At 67.5% G+C, this 16,658-nt stretch carries 13 protein-coding genes, 1 tRNA gene and 1 riboswitch; of the genes, 3 read left to right on the forward strand and 11 right to left on the reverse strand.

Translation table 11 applies throughout. The features are described 5' to 3' along the window. The 4 genes from WC815_02145 to tsaB form a co-directional block, all read right to left on the reverse strand. A complete protein-coding gene (locus WC815_02145; protein ID MFA5907556.1) occupies nt 1-630 on the reverse strand; it encodes a phosphatidylserine decarboxylase in 630 nt (209 codons plus the stop codon). A gap of 91 nt (nt 631-721) precedes the next feature. Then, nucleotides 722-964 (reverse strand): YdcH family protein, encoded by a 243-nt coding sequence (locus WC815_02150; GenBank protein ID MFA5907557.1) that lies wholly within the window; start codon nt 962-964, stop codon nt 722-724. Between the two features lie 94 nt (nt 965-1,058). Further along, on the reverse strand, nt 1,059-1,508 hold the full coding sequence (gene rimI / locus WC815_02155; protein MFA5907558.1) for a ribosomal protein S18-alanine N-acetyltransferase: 450 nt from the start codon (nt 1,506-1,508) through the stop codon (nt 1,059-1,061). Continuing rightward, entirely contained in the window at nt 1,505-2,221 is a 717-nt protein-coding gene (gene tsaB / locus WC815_02160; GenBank protein MFA5907559.1) for a tRNA (adenosine(37)-N6)-threonylcarbamoyltransferase complex dimerization subunit type 1 TsaB, read from the reverse strand. The genes rimI and tsaB overlap by 4 nt, the downstream gene beginning before the upstream one ends. A 35-nt stretch (nt 2,222-2,256) precedes the next feature. Here tsaB and mutS point away from each other — a divergent pair, with 35 nt between their 5' ends. Together mutS and WC815_02170 are read left to right on the forward strand one after the other, a co-directional pair. Beyond that, nucleotides 2,257-4,962, forward strand: coding sequence for a DNA mismatch repair protein MutS (mutS, locus tag WC815_02165; protein MFA5907560.1), 2,706 nt, complete (start codon nt 2,257-2,259; stop codon nt 4,960-4,962). Continuing rightward, nucleotides 4,952-6,466 carry an ABC transporter substrate-binding protein gene (locus WC815_02170; protein MFA5907561.1) on the forward strand — a complete coding sequence of 505 codons (1,515 nt, stop codon included), beginning with the start codon at nt 4,952-4,954 and terminating at the stop codon, nt 6,464-6,466. The genes mutS and WC815_02170 overlap by 11 nt, the downstream gene beginning before the upstream one ends. Before the next feature lie 31 nt (nt 6,467-6,497). Here the strand turns inward: WC815_02170 and WC815_02175 are convergent, their stop codons facing one another. The 4 genes from WC815_02175 to WC815_02190 form a co-directional block, all read right to left on the reverse strand. Beyond that, the gene (locus tag WC815_02175) at nt 6,498-7,244 is read right to left on the reverse strand and encodes a tetratricopeptide repeat protein (GenBank protein ID MFA5907562.1); all 747 of its coding nucleotides are present in this window, start codon (nt 7,242-7,244) and stop codon (nt 6,498-6,500) included. A gap of 72 nt (nt 7,245-7,316) precedes the next feature. Then, a tRNA-Arg gene (locus WC815_02180) sits at nt 7,317-7,393 on the reverse strand. A 69-nt stretch (nt 7,394-7,462) separates the two neighbouring features. Continuing rightward, nucleotides 7,463-7,978, reverse strand: coding sequence for an adenine phosphoribosyltransferase (locus WC815_02185; GenBank protein MFA5907563.1), 516 nt, complete (start codon nt 7,976-7,978; stop codon nt 7,463-7,465). Between the two features lie 39 nt (nt 7,979-8,017). Beyond that, nucleotides 8,018-8,290, reverse strand: a complete 273-nt coding sequence (locus tag WC815_02190; protein ID MFA5907564.1) for an acylphosphatase — start codon at nt 8,288-8,290, stop codon at nt 8,018-8,020. 68 nt (nt 8,291-8,358) lie between these two features. After that, nucleotides 8,359-8,499: riboswitch (cyclic di-AMP (ydaO/yuaA leader) on the forward strand. Here WC815_02190 and WC815_02195 point away from each other — a divergent pair. Beyond that, the gene (locus WC815_02195; protein ID MFA5907565.1) at nt 8,498-10,327 is read left to right on the forward strand and encodes an APC family permease; all 1,830 of its coding nucleotides are present in this window, start codon (nt 8,498-8,500) and stop codon (nt 10,325-10,327) included. (Overlaps the previous riboswitch by 2 nt.) Nucleotides 10,328-10,349: 22 nt before the next feature. Here the strand turns inward: WC815_02195 and WC815_02200 are convergent, their stop codons facing one another. From WC815_02200 to WC815_02210, 3 genes are all read right to left on the reverse strand, one after another. Next, the gene (locus WC815_02200; GenBank protein ID MFA5907566.1) at nt 10,350-12,239 is read right to left on the reverse strand and encodes a potassium transporter Kup; all 1,890 of its coding nucleotides are present in this window, start codon (nt 12,237-12,239) and stop codon (nt 10,350-10,352) included. After that, a complete protein-coding gene (locus WC815_02205; protein ID MFA5907567.1) occupies nt 12,236-15,412 on the reverse strand; it encodes a hypothetical protein in 3,177 nt (1,058 codons plus the stop codon). The genes WC815_02200 and WC815_02205 overlap by 4 nt, the downstream gene beginning before the upstream one ends. A 144-nt stretch (nt 15,413-15,556) precedes the next feature. Continuing rightward, entirely contained in the window at nt 15,557-16,534 is a 978-nt protein-coding gene (locus WC815_02210; GenBank protein MFA5907568.1) for a lysylphosphatidylglycerol synthase domain-containing protein, read from the reverse strand. Nucleotides 16,535-16,658: the final 124 nt, after the last annotated feature.

The following is a 16,658-nucleotide window of genomic DNA, read 5'->3' on the forward strand; positions in this document are numbered from 1 at the left end:
TTACGACTCCAGCGTTGCGAGCGTTGTCTCACCGGCGACGACCTTGTCGCCAACCTTCACGCGAACCTTCGCGGAAAGCGGCAGAAACAAATCCATGCGCGATCCGAACTTCATGACCCCAAACCGCTGTCCCCGTTCGACGCGGTCGCCGACCTGCAGCCGGCACACAATCCGGCGCGCCAGCACGCCGACGATCTGGCGGGCGACAATCGGGCCGCCCGGGCGGTCGAACCAGACTTCGGTCCACTCGTTGAGCTGCCCCGCCTCCTTGCGGTAGGCGGGCAGGAACTGGCCCGGATGATACTCCACGCGGGTCACGGTGCCGTCAACCGGCGTGCGGTTCACATGCACGTCGAGGGGCGACAGGAACATGCTGATGGTCTGCCACTCCCCGGGCGGTGCGCCCGGACCGGCCGGGTCGCCGGCGACCATGATGCGGGCGTCGGCGGGCGACACCACGAGGTTGGCGCCAACCGGCGTCGCGCGGTCGGGATCGCGAAAGAAGAAGACGAAGAACGCGGCGAGGACGAGGAACGGAATTGACCACGCGCGCCCAAACCAAAGTCCGGCGCCAAGCGCCAGCACCACGGCCGCGCCAATAAAGGGCAGGCCGGCCCGATCGATAAACATCCCTTTGATAATAAGACGCCGGGCGTGGTTTCCCGGAAAATATCGAGCACCTCGGTCAGGTGCTCTCGGGAAACGACGCCCGGCGGGGCCCCTAGGCTGGCAGGGGGGACGCGCTCGTGCTGCTGCTGCGGTGCTCCCGCAACATCGTTTCCATCCGGTCTTTGATGTGGAGTTTGCGCTTCTTGAGGCTGACTTCTTCGACTTGCTCTTCGTCTGACAGGTAATGCTTGGCCTCGAGTTCGTGCAGGCGATTCTCGAGTGTGTGGTGCGTGGTGGCCAATTCGCGGAACTCCTCGTTGGTCTCGAGGAGCCGGTACTTTAAGTCCTCAGCCATCTCTCCGCCTCCCTTCCGGGGTCGGTGCGGGAACGCTTGCCGCCCCTATATCCGGACTCTACCACCACGGTTTTGCGAATTAAAGCGGCAAGATTTATCGCGACGGGTTCCGCACCAGCACCAGGGCGTCTTCCACCGGCTGGGTGTAGTAGTTGCGCCGCACTCCGGCCTCGGTAAACCCGGCCCTGGCGTACAGGCGCAGCGCGGCCGCATTCGACCGCCGCACCTCGAGGGTGGCGCTTTCGGCGCCCATTCGGGCAGATTCGGCCATCACATCCGCCAGCAGGCGGCTGCCCAACCCTTGTCCGCGCAATTCCGGGAGGACGGCCAGGTTGTTGATGTGGATTTGCTCGGCCACCCGCCAGAAGGCGCAGAAGGCCGCGACCGGGCAGTCCGGCGTGCGGAGCACGAAGATGTAGCAGACCTCGGGGCGCTTCAACTCGGCCTCGTACCACTCGCGGGTCGTCGGGTTGTTGAACGAGGCGTCCTCGATCGCCAGCACGCCGTCGAGGTCGGCGGGGCTCGACAGCCGCTCCACGATCACGGGTGTTCCCGCCGTTCGCGTTCAATCTCGACGTCAGGCCGGCGAACGTAGATGGGCGCCAGCTGATGCGGCAGGCCGCCCTCGCCCCGGGCCGCGCGCGCCAGGGCCAGGCGCCCGATGGCGGGCGCCAGCGCCGGCGGCGTCCGCAGGGTCCAGTGCCCGCCTCCGGCTGCGGTGATCACGCCGGCGTCGCGCGCCACGGCATCGCCGATGAAGACCACCGGCCTGCCCGCGATGTGCGCGCGCCACGCCTCGAGAACGCTGGTGGGGTGGGCGGCGAGGGGCGGCGCCAGGGTCCGCCCGGCCGACACGTCGAGCAGCGTCGCGAACACATCGCCGCGCTGGGCATCCATCCAGGGCGCCACCAGGCTGATGCCGTCGGTGGCGGCCTCGGCGGCGAGCGCATCCAGGGCCGAGACGCCAATCACCGGCCGGCCAAGGGTCATGGCCAGGCCTTGCATCGTCGCCAGGCCGATGCGCAGCCCGGTGAACGCCCCGGGTCCGGTGGCCACCGCCAGCAGGCCGAGGTCGCGTCGCTGCAGGCCGGCCAGCGCGAGCGCCGCCTCCATCTCGCCCGGCAGCCGCTCGCTGTGCGAGCGCGCGGCATCCCCCGGCACGAGGGCCAGGAGCTGATCGTCGCGCAGCACGGCGACACTGCCGCCGCGAGTCGTGGTGTCGAGGGCGAGAATGACCATGGTCGGGAACCCAGCCATCGTATACTCGACCACACGCCTTTTCGAATCGCACCGTGTCCCAAACCCCATCCCCTGGCTCTTCGGTGAGCCCGTCGGGCGCGCAGCTGACGCCGGCCATGCGCCAGTATTTCGAGGCCAAGCGCCAGTACCGCCACGCCCTGGTCTTTTTCCGGATGGGCGACTTCTACGAGATGTTCTACGAAGACGCGCTGGTGGCGTCGCGGGCGCTCGACCTGACGCTGACCTCGCGCTCGAAAGACTCGACCGGCACGCCCGTGCCCATGTGCGGCCTGCCCTACCACGCGGCGGATGGGTATATCGCCCGCCTGGTGAAGAAGGGCTACAGCGTCGCCATCTGCGAGCAGATCGAGGACCCCAAGAAGGCCAAGGGCCTCGTCAAGCGCGACGTGGTGCGGGTGGTGTCGCCCGGGACCCTGACCGATGCGGCCTATCTCGACGCGCGCGAGCCGGCGTTCCTGATGGCCGTGGTCGCGACCGCCGACTTCACCAAGGCCTCGTCGGACAAAGCCGGCGCCGGCGGGCGGCCCGCCGAGTACGGCGTGGCGCTCGTGGACCTCTCCACCGGCGAGTTCGACGTCGCCGAGTACTCGGGCGTCGAAGGCCTGGCCTCGCTGCGCGCCGAAGTCGCCGTGTTGCGCCCGCGCGAGATCGTGGTGGCATCGGGCCACGACGTGCGCGCCCTCTTGCCGGAGGTCGCGCAGCAGGCGGTGCCGGTCACCGAGATCGACGGCTGGCATTTCGAGCTGGAATCCGCCCGCCAGACGCTGCTCGATCAACTGCGGGTCAGCGGCCTCGAAGGCTTTGGCCTCGAGCGGCGGCCGACGGCCGTTTGTGCCGCCGGCGCCTTGGTGCGGTACCTGCGCGACACGCAGAAGGCCGACCTCGCCCACGTGCGCACCATCCGCCTCCGGCAGGCGGCGGACGGCCTGCTGATCGACCCCACCACGCTCAAGCACCTCGAGGTGGTGGAATCGATGGAGGGCGGCCGTGCCGGCACGCTGCTCGACGAGATCGATCGCACCGTCACGCCGATGGGTGGCCGGCTGATGCGGGCCTGGCTGCTCCGCCCGCTGACCGCGCTCGAGCCGATTCGCGATCGGCTGGACGCCGTGGAGGAACTGGCCGCCAAGACCACCGAGCGCGGCAAGCTGCGCGACACGCTGAAGTCGATCCAGGACCTCGAGCGGCTGATCTCGCGGATCGCCCTCTCCACCGCCAGCCCGCGCGACCTGGTCGCCCTCGGCCGCTCGCTGGCCGCCGTGCCGCGCCTCGCACTCATGATCACGGAGTGCCAGGCGCCGCTGATCCGCAGCCTGGTCGGCGAGCTCGACGACCTGTCCGACGTGCGGCAATGGGTGGAAGCCGCGATCATGGACGAGCCGCCCGCGCTCGCCCGCGACGGCGGCTTCGTGCGCGACGGCTTCGACCAGGATGTCGACGACCTGCGCACCATCAGCCGGTCCGGCAAGCAGGTGATCGCCGAGATGGAAGCGGGCGAGCGCACGCGCACCGGCATCACTTCGTTGAAGGTCCGCTTCAACCGCGTCTTCGGGTACTACATCGAGATCTCGAAATCGAACCTGCACAACGTGCCGAGCGACTACATCCGCAAGCAGACCATCGCCGGCGGCGAGCGCTACATCACGCCGGCGCTCAAGGAATACGAGGAGAAGGTGCTGGGCGCCGACGAGCGCATCGTGACGCGCGAGCTCGAGATCTTCGAGACGCTGCGCACTCAGGTGTCGGCCGAGGCGCCGCGCGTGCTCGACACCGCCCGCGCCGTCGCCGGGCTCGACGTGCTGGCCGGCCTGGCCGAAACGGCCACCGTCTGCAATTACACCAAGCCACACGTCCACGACGGCGACGAGCTGGTGGCGGTGGACGTGAGACATCCGGTGGTGGAACGCCTCGCCGCCGGCGCGTTCGTGCCCAACGACATCGAGCTGAACGCGACCACGCACCAACTGGTCATCCTCACCGGCCCCAACATGGGCGGCAAGTCCACCTATTTGCGGCAGGTCGCCCTGCTCTGCCTGATGGCGCAGACCGGCTCGTTCGTGCCGGCGCGCGAGGCCAAGCTGTCGCTGATCGATCGCCTCTACGCGCGCGTCGGCGCCTCCGATAACATCGCCCGCGGCCAGTCCACGTTCATGGTGGAGATGCAGGAGACCGCGCACATCCTCAGCGGCGCCACCTCGAAGAGCCTGGTCGTGCTCGACGAGATTGGCCGCGGGACCGCCACCTTCGACGGATTGAGCATTGCCTGGGCGGTGGCGGAATACCTCGCCACCAACCAGCGCGCGCGCCCGAAGACGCTGTTCGCCACGCACTACCACGAGCTGACCGACCTCGCCGACGCGCTCGGCGGCGTGGTCAACGCGCACGTCACCGCGCGCGAGTGGAAGGACGACATCATCTTCCTGCACAAGATTCTGCCGGGACGGTCGGATCGCAGCTACGGCATCCAGGTGGCGCGGCTCGCCGGCCTGCCGGCCACGGTGATTGCGCGGGCCCGCGACATTCTCGGCTCGCTCGAGCACGACGAGCTGGCCCGCGGCGGCAAGCCGTCGCTGAGCGGCACGCCGGCGGTACCACAGCAGCAGCTCGGGTTGTTCCAGGCCATCTCCCCCGCCGACGAGAAGCTGCGCGAGCGCATCCGCGAGGTGGACATTAACCGGACGACCCCGATCGATGCGCTGCAGATTCTCCAGGAGCTCAAGCGGTCCCTTGACGACTAGGTCGATCGCGGCACTCGTCGTGCTGTTCGGGCTCAGCGCCTGCCACAGCGTTCCCGCCAGGACCGGGGTCGTCACCCTCGCCGTTCTCAGCTCCCCCAACAGCCTCGACCCGCGCGTCGGCTCCGATGAAACCTCGCAGCGCGCGCACCAGCTGCTCTTCGACAACCTGCTCTCGCTCGACGGGCAGTTGCGCGTCACCGGCGGACTGGCGTCCCGCTTCGAACAGCGCGACCCGCTGACCTACGACGTCTTCCTCCGGGAAGGCGTGATGTTTCACGACGGCCACGAACTGACCGCCGCCGACGTGGTCTACACCTTCAGCTGCTTTATCGATCCGGCGTTCCTCTCGCCGCGCAAGGGCGCCTATCGCGTGCTCGACAAGGTGACGGCACTCGATCGGTATGCGGTGCGCTTCTCGCTCAAGGAACCGTTCGGCTCGTTCCCGATTCAGCTGGTGATGCCGGTGGTGCCGAAGGGCGCCGGGCCGGAGTTGCGCGACCATCCGGTCGGCACCGGGCCGTACCGGTTCGTGCGGTTCGCGGTGGACGATCGCCTGGAGCTGGCGGCGTTCCCCGGTTACTTCCGCGGCGCGCCCGCCAACGACGGTGTCGTGCTGAAGGTGGTGCCCGACGAGATCATGCGGGCGCTCGAACTGCGCAAGGGCACGGTGGACCTCGTCGTCAACGACCTGTCCCCGGACGTCGTCCACCAGCTGGCGGAAGACAAGGGCATGTCCATTGCCGAGTCGCCGGGAACCGACTACGCCTACGTCGGCTTTAACATGCGCGATCCGGTGCTGCGCGATCGCCGCGTGCGCCACGCCATCGGCTATGCCATCGACCGGCAGGCCATCGTCGATCACTTGCGGCGCGGGCTGGCGAGCCCGGCCGTCGGCATCCTGCCGCCGGTGTCGTGGGCGTTCGAGCCCAACGTGTTCCAGTTCACGCACGACGTCGCCAGGGCGACGGCGCTCCTCGACGAGGCCGGTTATCCGGACCCGGACGGCGCCGGGCCGGCCCCGCGCCTGCGGCTGACGCTGAAGGTGTCAACCAACGAGTTCATCCGCCTGCAGGCGGCGGTGATCCAACAGGACCTGAAGCAGGCGGGCATCGAGCTCGACGTCAGGTCATACGAGTTCGCCACGCTCTACGCCGACGTGCTGAAGGGGAACTTCCAGCTGTTCACGCTGCAATGGGTCGGCGTGTCGGACCCCGACATGCTGCGCCGCGTGTTCCACTCGAAGCAGATGCCGCCGTCGGGGTTCAACCGCGGCTACTACGAGAATCCGGAGGTCGATCGGCTGATCGACGAGGCGGGCGCCGCCGCCACCGATGCAGATCGGCGGCGGCTGTTCGGCGAGGCGCAACGACTGGTCGCGGAAGACGCGCCGTACATCAGCCTGTGGAACAAGACCAACGTCGCCGTGTCCCGTACAGGAATCGAGGGCGTCAAGCTGACGCCCTCGGCGGAATTCACGTTCTTGCGGGAGGTGACGAAGCGTTGACCACCGCCGCGCCGCGGGCCAGGCTGGCGGGCTAGCCTTTCAGCTTGTCGAGTTCGGCCTTGGCCTCGGCGGCCAGCGGCGACTCCGCATGCTTCTCCACGACCTGGGTCAGCGTCTTCTTCGCGTCTTCGGTCTTGCCCGCCAGGCGGTAGGCGCGGGCCAGCTCCATCAACACGGCGTCGAGCGGCAGCGTGGTGTTGGCCTGCTCCGACTCGGCTTTCAGCGCGGCGATGGCCGGGTCGAACTGCCCGGCGCGCAGCTGCGCCTCGGCCTTGCCCAACTTCGACATCCGCTGGATGACGCCCGCGCCGCTCGCAATCACCTGGTCGTAGTGCTTGATGGCGTCGTCGAAACGCCCGAGCGTCACCAGCGTGGTGGCAGCCTGATACCGCGCGGTGAGGCCGGAGTCGCTCTTGGGATACGCGTCGGCGGCGGCAATGAACTTCGGCAACGCCGCTTCCAGCTTCGCCCGCTGCGTGGGATACGTTCCCGGCGCCTGTCCGGGCGTTGCGGTCGGGTCGTTGGTGGTCCCGGCCGGCGGGCCCGGCGGCATCACCCGCGCTTCTTCAATCACCATTGCCTCAGCAAGCAGCGTCCGCGCCTTGGTGTCGATGCTGCGCTGCCACGCGGCGTAGCCGGCGATGCCGCCGCCGACGACCACGACCACGGCGACGATGGCCAGGAGAGTCTTCTGGTTCTGTGCGACCCAACCCTGCGCGCTCGTCAGCGCCATGGCCAGTTCGTTGTCCTTCAGGTGATGCCGTTCGGTAGTTTTCATGTGCGTTAACTCACCAAATCCCTAAATCCCTAACTCACCAAATCACCAAATCACCAAATCACCAGATGAATTTGGTGCGCCTGACAGGAATTGAACCTGTGACCCCCGGTTTAGGAAACCAGTGCTCTATCCAACTGAGCTACAGGCGCCTGCGCAGTGTGGCGTCCGGCTTTCTTGGCCGCCATAGCCGCTTGGCGGCGACGGCGGTAGCCGGACCGTCAGTACCGCAACACAGAATAGACCGGCTCCCCCGCCAATTTCGAGCGGCCATTAAGGAAGTCCAGTTCGATCAGGAATGCCGCCCCGATGACCTTGCCGCCGGTCTTCCGGACCAGGTCGATGGCGGCGCGCCCGGTGCCGCCGGTGGCGAGCACGTCGTCAACGATCAGGACGCGATGGCCGGTGGTGAGGGCGTCCTGGTGAATTTCGAGGGCATCGGTGCCGTACTCGAGGGCGTAGCTTTCCTGGTGCGTCGCCGCCGGCAGCTTGCCGGGCTTGCGGATCGGCACGAAGCCGCAGCCGAGAGTGATGGCCACCGCGGCACCGAGGATGAAGCCGCGGCTCTCGATGCCGACCACCTGGTCGATGTCTTCGCCCATGTAGGGCGCGGCCAGCGCGTCCACGGTGTCGCGAAACCCCTGCGCATCGGAGAGCAGCGTGGTGATGTCGTAGAACAGGATGCCCGGCTTGGGAAAGTCGGGCACGTGTCGGATCTTCGCCTTCAGATGGTCCATGGTCCTCATCAGCCTGTGCCCGTGGGCCGCCTGGCTCCGTTATCGAATCTCAAAACCCGTGTGGTGCAACGTGGGCGCAACGTCGTCCACCAGGACGCGCTCGACGCGCGACCGCGACGGCCCGCGCCGCAACGCCCGCTCGAACCGCTCCACGGACTCGGCCTCCCCCTCCGCCACGGCTTCGACCGTGCCGTCGGGGTGGTTGGACACGTGGCCGCTGAGGCCCTCGCGGCGCGCGGCGTCCTGGGCGAAAAACCGGAACCCGACGCCCTGCACGTGTCCGCTTACCAGGAACCTCCGGGCGACGCGCATCCCACCATTCTAGCTCAGCGGCCCCCGCCGCTGCCTGATCCTTGACTGTGCCCGGGCGCGAGGCGCATCATCAAGGTTTGCCTAATCCACCGCACGGGCGGCGGAGCGGGGGACCCAGGAACCGGGGCGAATCGCCTGCCGTGCAGCGCGACAGAGATCACCACCTCTGAGCCCGACAGCTAACCTCGCAGGCGGAGTGGAGTGACAGTGTTTGGACCTTTGAAGCGGCTGGTCGTCGGCCGCCCGATCGCGACGTATCAAGCCGACCATCATCGCTTTGGCCTGTTCGGCGGCCTCGCCGTCCTCTCATCCGACGCGCTGTCGTCGGTGGCCTACGCGACCGAAGAAGTCCTGCGGGTCCTGATGATCGGCGGCGTCGCCGCGCTCAGCCTCGGCCAGCCGATCAGCCTGCTGATTGCGGCCCTGCTGCTGATTGTCGTCTTCTCCTACCGCAAGACCATCCAGGCTTACCCGGGCGGCGGCGGCGCCTACATCGTGGCGCGCGACAACCTCGGGCCGAATTTCGGCCTCGCCGCGGCGGCGGCGCTGCTGATCGACTACACGCTGACCGTGGCGGTCAGCATCGCCGCCGGGGTCTCGGCGATCACCTCGGCGATCCCGTCGTTGCACGTCAGCCGCGTGATGTTGAGCCTCGGCTTCATCGGCATCCTGATGCTCGGCAACCTGCGCGGGCTCCGGGAATCCACCAAGCTGTTCGGCGTCCCGGTCTACGCGTTCGTCGGCGTGATGTTCGCGCTGATCCTCGTCGGCGGCTTCCGGGCGATGACCGGCACCGTCGTCCCGGTCGAGACCGCGGACCCGCTGCACACGCTCGGCATGGGCTCGATCACCCTGTTCGTGCTGCTGTCGGCGTTTGCCAACGGCTGCACGGCGATGACCGGTGTCGAGGCGGTGTCGGACGGCGTGCCGGCGTTCAAGGCGCCGTCGGCGAAGACCGCCACCCACACCCTCGCCCTGATGGCCGTGCTCGCCGTCACCATGTTCACGGGCATCAGCTATCTCGCCCACGTCTACCAGATTGTGCCCAGCGAAACCGAGACCGTGGTCTCGCAGATCGCGCGCGGTGTGTTCGGCGGGCGCAACGTCCCGTATTACATCGTGCAGGGCGCCACCATGCTCATCCTGGTGCTGGCGGCGAACACCGCCTTCGCCGATTTCCCGCGGCTGGCGTCGATCGTGGCCCGGGACCGCTACATGCCGCGGCAGTTCATGAACCTCGGCGACAAGCTGGCGTTCTCGAATGGCATCGTCGCGCTGAGCATCGCGGCGGCGGGGTTGTGCGTGGTGTTCGGCGGCGATCCGCACGCGCTCATTCCCCTCTACATGATCGGCGTGTTCCTGTCGTTCACACTGTCGCAGACCGGCATGTACCTGCGGGCGCGACGGTTGCGCGAGCCCGGCTGGCGCACCAGCGCCACGATCAGCGGCGTCGGTGCGATTGTCACGTTTTGCGTGTTGATCGTGGTCGCCGTGACCAAGGGCCTGGACGGGGCATGGATTGTCGTGGTCCTGATTCCGTTCCTGTCGATGATCTTCCGGGCGACCCGCAGCCACTACGACAACGTCGCTTCGCAGCTGTCGCTGGCGGGTCACGCGGTCGAGACCACGCCGCATGGGCACATCGTCATTGTCCCGATCGGCGGCGTGCATCGCGCGGTGATCGAGGCCCTGCGCTACGCCAGCTCGCTGGCCACCGACGTCCGCGCGGTCTACGTAAACGTCAACCCCGACTCGATGGCGGCGATGAAGCGCGACTGGCCGCAGTGGGGATCGCACGTCAAGCTGGTGGTGCTGCAGTCTCCCTATCGATCGATGACCGAGCCGCTGCTGGAGTACATCGATCGCCTGGAGCGCGAGAACCCGGAAGACTACATCACCGTGGTGCTGCCGGAATTCGTGGTCAAGCACTGGTGGCACCACCTGCTGCACAACCAGAGTGCCTTCACCCTCAAGGCTGCCCTGCTCTTCCGCCCGCGCGTCGTCACGACCTCGGTGCCGTTCCACCTGAAGGCCTAGCCCGCCACGACGCGGCGGCTGGTTACAGCTCCACTTGCATCCCGATTTCGACGACCCGTTCCGGAGGGATACCGAAGAACGTGGTCGCGCGAAGCGCGTTCCTGGACATCAGGACGAAGAGCCGCTCGCGCCACAAGGGCAATCCGGGCCGTTCCGTCGCCAGCAACGTTTCGGTGCCGAGAAAGTAGGTCGTGTCGGCCGGCACGATCGGGCGGCCGGCAAACGCGGCCTGCTCGAGCGCGGATGGCACATCAGGCGTTTCAGTGAAGCCATAGCAGAGCCGCACGCGAAAGAACCCCTGCCGCAACGGCGTCACGGTCACCCGCTCATCAGGCGGCACGGTTGGGCCGTCGCGGGTGACCACCGTCAGCAGGATGATCCGCTCATGCAGGATCTTGTTGTGGTGCAGGTTGTGCAAGAGCGTCGGCGGCGTGCCCTCGCTGTTGCTGGTCATGAACACGGCGGTGCCGGTGACGCGATGCGGCGGGGTGCCGGCGATGTCGCCGAGGAACTGCTCCAGCGGATACAGGCGATCGACAAACCGCAAGGCGAGCAGCGCGCGGCCCTGCTTCCAGGTTGAGAGCAGGACGTAGAGCACGAGGCCGGTGACCAGCGGGAACCAACCGCCGTGCAGGATCTTGGTGAAGTTCGCGGCCAGGAAGCCGAATTCGATCAGCAGGAACGCGCCGGCGAGCGACCCCGCCGTGACGCGGCTGACCCCCCACGATCCTCTGGCCACGAGATACGCCAGCATGGTCGTGATGACCATCGTTGACGACACGGCGATGCCGTACGCGGCGGCAATCGCACTCGAACTGCCAAACCCGATCACCAGGCCGACGGTCGCGACCATGAGCGTCCAGTTAACCTGCGGGATGTAGATCTGGCCCTTGTGACTGGCGGAGGTGTGCTCGATCCCCATGCGCGGGCAATAGCCCAGCTGAATGGCCTGATGCGTCATCGAGAACACGCCCGAGATCAGCGCCTGCGACGCGATCACCGCGGCCATCGTGGCCAGGATGACCAGCGGATACAGGGCCCAGGCCGGGGCCATCAGGTAGAACGGCGACGAGGCCGCGGCGGGCGTCTGCAGGAGCATGGCGCCCTGGCCGAGGTAATTCAGCACCAGCGCCGGAAAGGCCAGCGCAAACCACGCCAGGCGAATCGGCTTGCGGCCGAAGTGGCCCATGTCGGCATAGAGCGCCTCGCCGCCGGTCACCACGAGAAACACCGAGCCGAGGACGATGAACCCGTGGCTGCCGTTGCGAATGAAGAAGCCGACCGCATGCGCGGGGTTGAACGCCACCATCACCGAGGGATTCACCTGAATCCACGACACGCCCATCACGGCCAGGGTCACGAACCAGACCACCATCACTGGCCCGAACATGGCACCGACCTTCGCGGTGCCGCGGGACTGGATCAGGAACAAGCCGATCAGGATCGTCACGGTGATCAACACCACGTATGGCTCGAACACGTGCGTGGCGATGGCCAGGCCTTCGACGGCGCCCAACACCGAGATCGCCGGCGTGATCATGCCGTCGCCATAGAGGAGGGCCGCGCCGAACAGGCCGAGCGAAATCAGCGCCGCGCGGCTCCGCCGCGAGGCGTCGGCCTGCCGCGACACCAGCGCCATCAACGCCAGGATGCCGCCTTCCCCATCGTTGTCGGCGCGCATCACGAAGATCAGGTATTTGATCGACACGATCAGCGTGAGCGACCAGAAGATCAGCGACAGCACGCCCAGCACGTTGTCGGGCGTGGGCGCAATGCCGTGCGGGCCGTGAAAGCACTCGCGGAGCGCATAGAGGGGACTGGTGCCGATGTCCCCATAGACAATGCCGAGCGCCCCGAGGGTGAGGACGCCAAGCTGCCGCCCCCGGGGAGCCGGTGTTCCGCCGTGTGTCACTGGGGCTTCGCCGCGGGTGCCACGGGCTTCGCCGCCGGATCGACCGCGTCGACCTTCTCGCGCTTGAGCGCCGCGTTCAGGCGCGGCAGTTCGGTCCTGAGCGTCTGGCGCATCTTCTCCAGCTGCGCATCGAGCTGCGCCGACAGCTCGTTGAACACTTCCACGCTCTGATCCGTCGGCTTGCCGTCGGCGCTCTCGATCACGCCGGCCAGCGCCGCGATCTTGTTGTTCAACCTGATCGGGTAGTTCAGCGGATCCTGCCCGCTGCGGTTCTTCACCTGGTAGGCCTCTTCCTCCACCACCGCGAGCGGTTGCAGCAGGCCGTCGGCCAGCTTCTGGATCTCGACCTTCTTGCGCGCCGGCACCTTCTGCAGCCGCAGGTTCACCTGGTCGCGGATGTTGCGGATGTCGATCACCGCCTGGTTGGCCTCGCTGACCTTGTCGCGCACGCGCAGCGACAGCCGGAACTGCTCGAGCAGGTCGGCCTCGGCGATGCCGTCGGCCTGGAGCCGGGGATCGATCGTGATGGTGAACTCGCGCGTCCTGGTCTCACCATTGGCGGTGATGCGGACGGCGTAGCGCCCGGTCGGGGCGGCGGGACCGCGTTGCGGCTGCGCCGCCCACATGATCATCCCCGGGAAGACGGTGGCGCCTTCATAGCGCATGTCCCACGAGAAACGGTTGATGCCCGGTGCCGTGCTGACGCGCGCCGGGCCGGGGCCGAACGGGTTGTCGTCGCCGCCGGCCGGCGCGGTCCCGGCCTTCGCGGTGCCGGTGAAGGTCCGCAGCACGGTCCCCTGCGCGTCGAGGAACTCGATTTTCACCTCTGGCGCTTCCTTGTTCAGGTAATAGTCGAACGTCACGTTGCGGTCGCGGCCGCGCATCGGGTTGAGCGGTTCGAACAGGTGCAGCGTGTTGTTGGTCAGCTCCGGCGTCGCCTGGCGCAGCACGCCGATGTTGTCGAGCACGTAGAAGCCGCGGCCGTGCGTGCCGATCACCAGGTCGCGCTCCTCGACGACGATCCCGTGGACCGGGGTCACCGGCAGGTTGAGCGTCAGCGACTGCCACGTCGCGCCGTCGTTGAACGAAATGTAGATGCCGTGTTCGGTGCCGAGGTAGAGCAGGCCCCGGCGCTTCGGATCTTCGCGGATGGTGCGCGCGAAGGCGGTGTCGGGAATGGTGGTGACGATCTTCTGCCAGGTCTTGCCGAAGTCCGTGGTCTTGTAGACGTAGGGCTTGCGGTCGCCGAGCTGGTAACGGTTGCCCGCCAGGTAGGCAGCGCCGTTCTGGTGCGGCGACGCTTCAATCAGGCTGATGCGCGTGAAGTCCGGCAGGTCAGGCGGCGTGACCTTGTTCCAGGTCTTCCCGCCATCCTGCGTCACGTGCACCCAACCATCATCGGATCCGGTCCAGATCGTGTTGGCGTCCTGGCGCGACGGCGCGATGGTGAACACCACGGCGTAGGTCTCCACGCCGGTCTGGTCCTTCGTGATCGGGCCGCCCGACGCCTGCATCGTCTTTGGATCGGAGCGCGTCAGGTTGGGGCTGATCTTCTGCCAGTTCTGGCCGCCGGTCGTGGTGCGCCAGAGGTATTGCGAAGAGGCGTAAAGCGTCTTGGCGTCCACCGGCGAGTAAACGATGGGGAACGTCCACTGGAAGCGTTCCTTGATGTCGACGGCCGACCAGCCCATCGGGTTATTCGGGTAGATGTTGACCGCGCGCTGCTGCCCCGTTTCGCGATCCAGGCGGCTGAGGAAGCCGCCGTAGCTGCCGGCGTAGAACACGTTGAGGTCGTTCGGGTCGGGCGCGATGTAGCCGCTTTCGCCGCCGCCCACCGCGTAGAAGATCGGCGGCAGGCTGCCCTCGCCGCCACCGGGATTGGCCTGGCTGCCGACGCAGGCGGTGCTGTTGTCCTGCTGCGCGCCGCAGATGTGATACGGCGTGTGCCTGGTCGTGAACACGTTATAGAACTGCCCCGTCGGCAGGTCCTGGTCGGTCCACGTCTGGCCGCCGTTCACCGTGACGTTGACGCTGCCGTCGTTGGACTGCACCATGCGCTTGTTGTCGGTGGCCGAGACCCACAGGTCGTGGTTGTCGCCGTGCGGCACGCGGATGGTGCTCAGCGTCTTGCCGCCGTCGGTGGATCGGTAGAACTGCACGTTCAGGATGTAGAGCGTGTCCTTGTCTTTCGGGTCGGCGAGGATGCGCGTGTAGTAGAACGCGCGCTGCCGGAGGTTCCGGTTGTCGTTGATCAGCTTCCACGTGGCGCCGGCATCGTCCGAGGCGTAGAGGCCGCCCGCGGCCTCGTTCTCCACCAGGGTGTAGACGCGGTTGCCGTCAACCGGCGACACCGACACGCCGACCTTGCCCCAGAGGCCGGCAGGCAGGCCGGGGTTCTTCGTGATCTCGGCCCACGTGTCGCCGCCGTCGGTGGACTTGAACAGCCCGCTGCCGGGGCCGCCGCTCGACATGCCCCACGGCGAGCGATTCGCTTCCCACAGCGAGGCGAAGATCACATTGGGGTTCCTGGGATCGATCGACAGATCCACGCCGCCGGTCTTGTCGTCGCGGAACAGCGTGCGGCGCCAGGTCTTGCCGCCGTCGGCCGACTTGAAAATCCCGCGCTGAGGGTGTTCGTTGTAGACCTGGCCAAGCACCGCGGCATAGACGATGTCGCAGTTGGTCGGATGGACGCGGAGGCGCGCGATGGCCTGCGAGTCGCGGAGGTCGGTGAGGTGGTCCCACTTCGCGCCGCCGTCGGTGGTCTTGTAAACACCGTCGCCCTGGATGATGTTGCCGCGGAACTGCGTCTCGCCGCCGCCGATGTAGACCACGTCGGGGTTCGACTGGCAGACGGCGAGGGAGCCGATCGACGAGGTGGTGATCTTGCCGTCGGTCATCGGCGACCAGTTGCTGCCGCCGTCGGTGGTCTTCCAGGCGCCGCCGCCGGTGGCGCCGAACCAATACTCCATCGGGCGCGCGTCGCTGCCGCCGACGGCGAGCGAGCGCCCGCCCCGCGCGGGTCCGACACTGCGCCAGCGCATGCCGCTATACAGGCTCGGGTTCACCACGCCGCCGCCCTGCGCGGCGGTTGACGGTGACAGGTACAGGGCGCCGGACAGCGCAACGCCGGCCGCGATGCTCAGCGCCAGGACAGAATTCAACCGCTTCATGGGAATCTCCAGAGAATGCGACGTGCCCTGCAATTCTAGCCTGAACGTGTCCACGTCCGGCAACCACGGAGGACACGGAGCACACGGAGGACGTCTTGTTCGATCGGGTCGGGGCCTGCCGTGGTTAGCGCACGTGGGCGTCCGTCACTGCCGCGCGAGGCGGACTAGGCCGGCCGCATTGAGCACGAGGATGCGCAAGCGGCGCACCAGGGCAAGCGTCACGCCCGCCGCCGGGCCAATCCCGATAATCTGGGCGACGGCCCCTGATCCCGCTTCGTCGATTCCCAAGCGATATGGGATGAACTTGAAGGCGATGGTGACGAAGCGTCCGGCGCTCTCCAGCAGAAAGGCGTCAACCAGTGTCGCGCCCGACGCAGCCGGCAGCAGCCGCAACACCAGCCAGACCTCGGCGACCGCGGCGATGTGGAACGCGACTTCCCAGACCGCGACGTGCGCCAGCCGCAGGAACGGCCAGCGCAGCACGCCGTAAATGCGCGCCTCCACTTCGCGAAAGGCGTCGGCCGGCACCGACGCGCGCCCGGCCAGCCGCATGATCAACGGCGCGAAGCGAGACAGCACCGCCGGCTGCGACCGCGCCGCCCAGAGGCCGACCACCGCCGCCACGAGAATGGCGACGACAATCACCTCGGCAAGCTGCTCGAGTGCCGGCGGCACCGCCGCGCGCTGGAAGAAGAACCAGGTGCCCCCCAGCAGCACCATCGCCACCGATGCGGTGTAGAACGCGTTCTCGATGGTCACCGACGCCACGCTGGTGACGGTGGAGATCCGCGCCCGCGTCATCATGATCTTGGTGGGCTCGCTGGCCAGCAGGCCGAGCGGCGTGAGGTTGCCGAGCGCATCCGCCGCCAGCATCGCCGAAAAGGCCGCGCCGAATGAGAGGGTCCCGCCGCCCGATCCAGGTTCGTTCGCACACGCCATCCAGGCCCTCGACCGGCTGGCCATACGGGTCGCGCCGAGGATGACGACCAGGATGAACCACCACCCGACGCTGGTGACGCCGGAGACCACCTCCGCCCAGCCCACCCGGCGAATGGTGAAGACGAGCAGGGCCGCGCCGATCACGGCGACAATGATGTTCAGTAAGGAGAAGCGGGGACGCATCAGGGGCTGGATGTGCAGACTACAGCTTCTCGCCGCGGTCGAGACGGCCCAGATGGCGATCGAACGTGCCTAAGGGCAGGTGGCAACCGAGATCAGCCCCTGAGCCGTGAGCTTGGATTGGGCC

It is taken from the genome of Vicinamibacterales bacterium, from assembly GCA_041659285.1.
Taxonomy (GTDB): domain Bacteria; phylum Acidobacteriota; class Vicinamibacteria; order Vicinamibacterales; family UBA2999; genus 12-FULL-67-14b.

What these genes read in the sequence shown, in the direction of transcription:
- WC815_02145 (MFA5907556.1), bottom strand. Translation starts at nt 630, where the DNA reads ATGTTTATCGATCGGGCCGGCCTGCCCTTTATTGGCGCGGCCGTGGTG.
- WC815_02150 (MFA5907557.1), bottom strand. Translation starts at nt 964, where the DNA reads ATGGCTGAGGACTTAAAGTACCGGCTCCTCGAGACCAACGAGGAGTTC.
- tsaB (MFA5907559.1), bottom strand. Translation starts at nt 2,221, where the DNA reads ATGGCTGGGTTCCCGACCATGGTCATTCTCGCCCTCGACACCACGACT.
- WC815_02175 (MFA5907562.1), bottom strand. Translation starts at nt 7,244, where the DNA reads ATGAAAACTACCGAACGGCATCACCTGAAGGACAACGAACTGGCCATG.
- WC815_02185 (MFA5907563.1), bottom strand. Translation starts at nt 7,978, where the DNA reads ATGGACCATCTGAAGGCGAAGATCCGACACGTGCCCGACTTTCCCAAG.
- WC815_02190 (MFA5907564.1), bottom strand. Translation starts at nt 8,290, where the DNA reads ATGCGCGTCGCCCGGAGGTTCCTGGTAAGCGGACACGTGCAGGGCGTC.
- WC815_02205 (MFA5907567.1), bottom strand. Translation starts at nt 15,412, where the DNA reads ATGAAGCGGTTGAATTCTGTCCTGGCGCTGAGCATCGCGGCCGGCGTT.
- WC815_02210 (MFA5907568.1), bottom strand. Translation starts at nt 16,534, where the DNA reads ATGCGTCCCCGCTTCTCCTTACTGAACATCATTGTCGCCGTGATCGGC.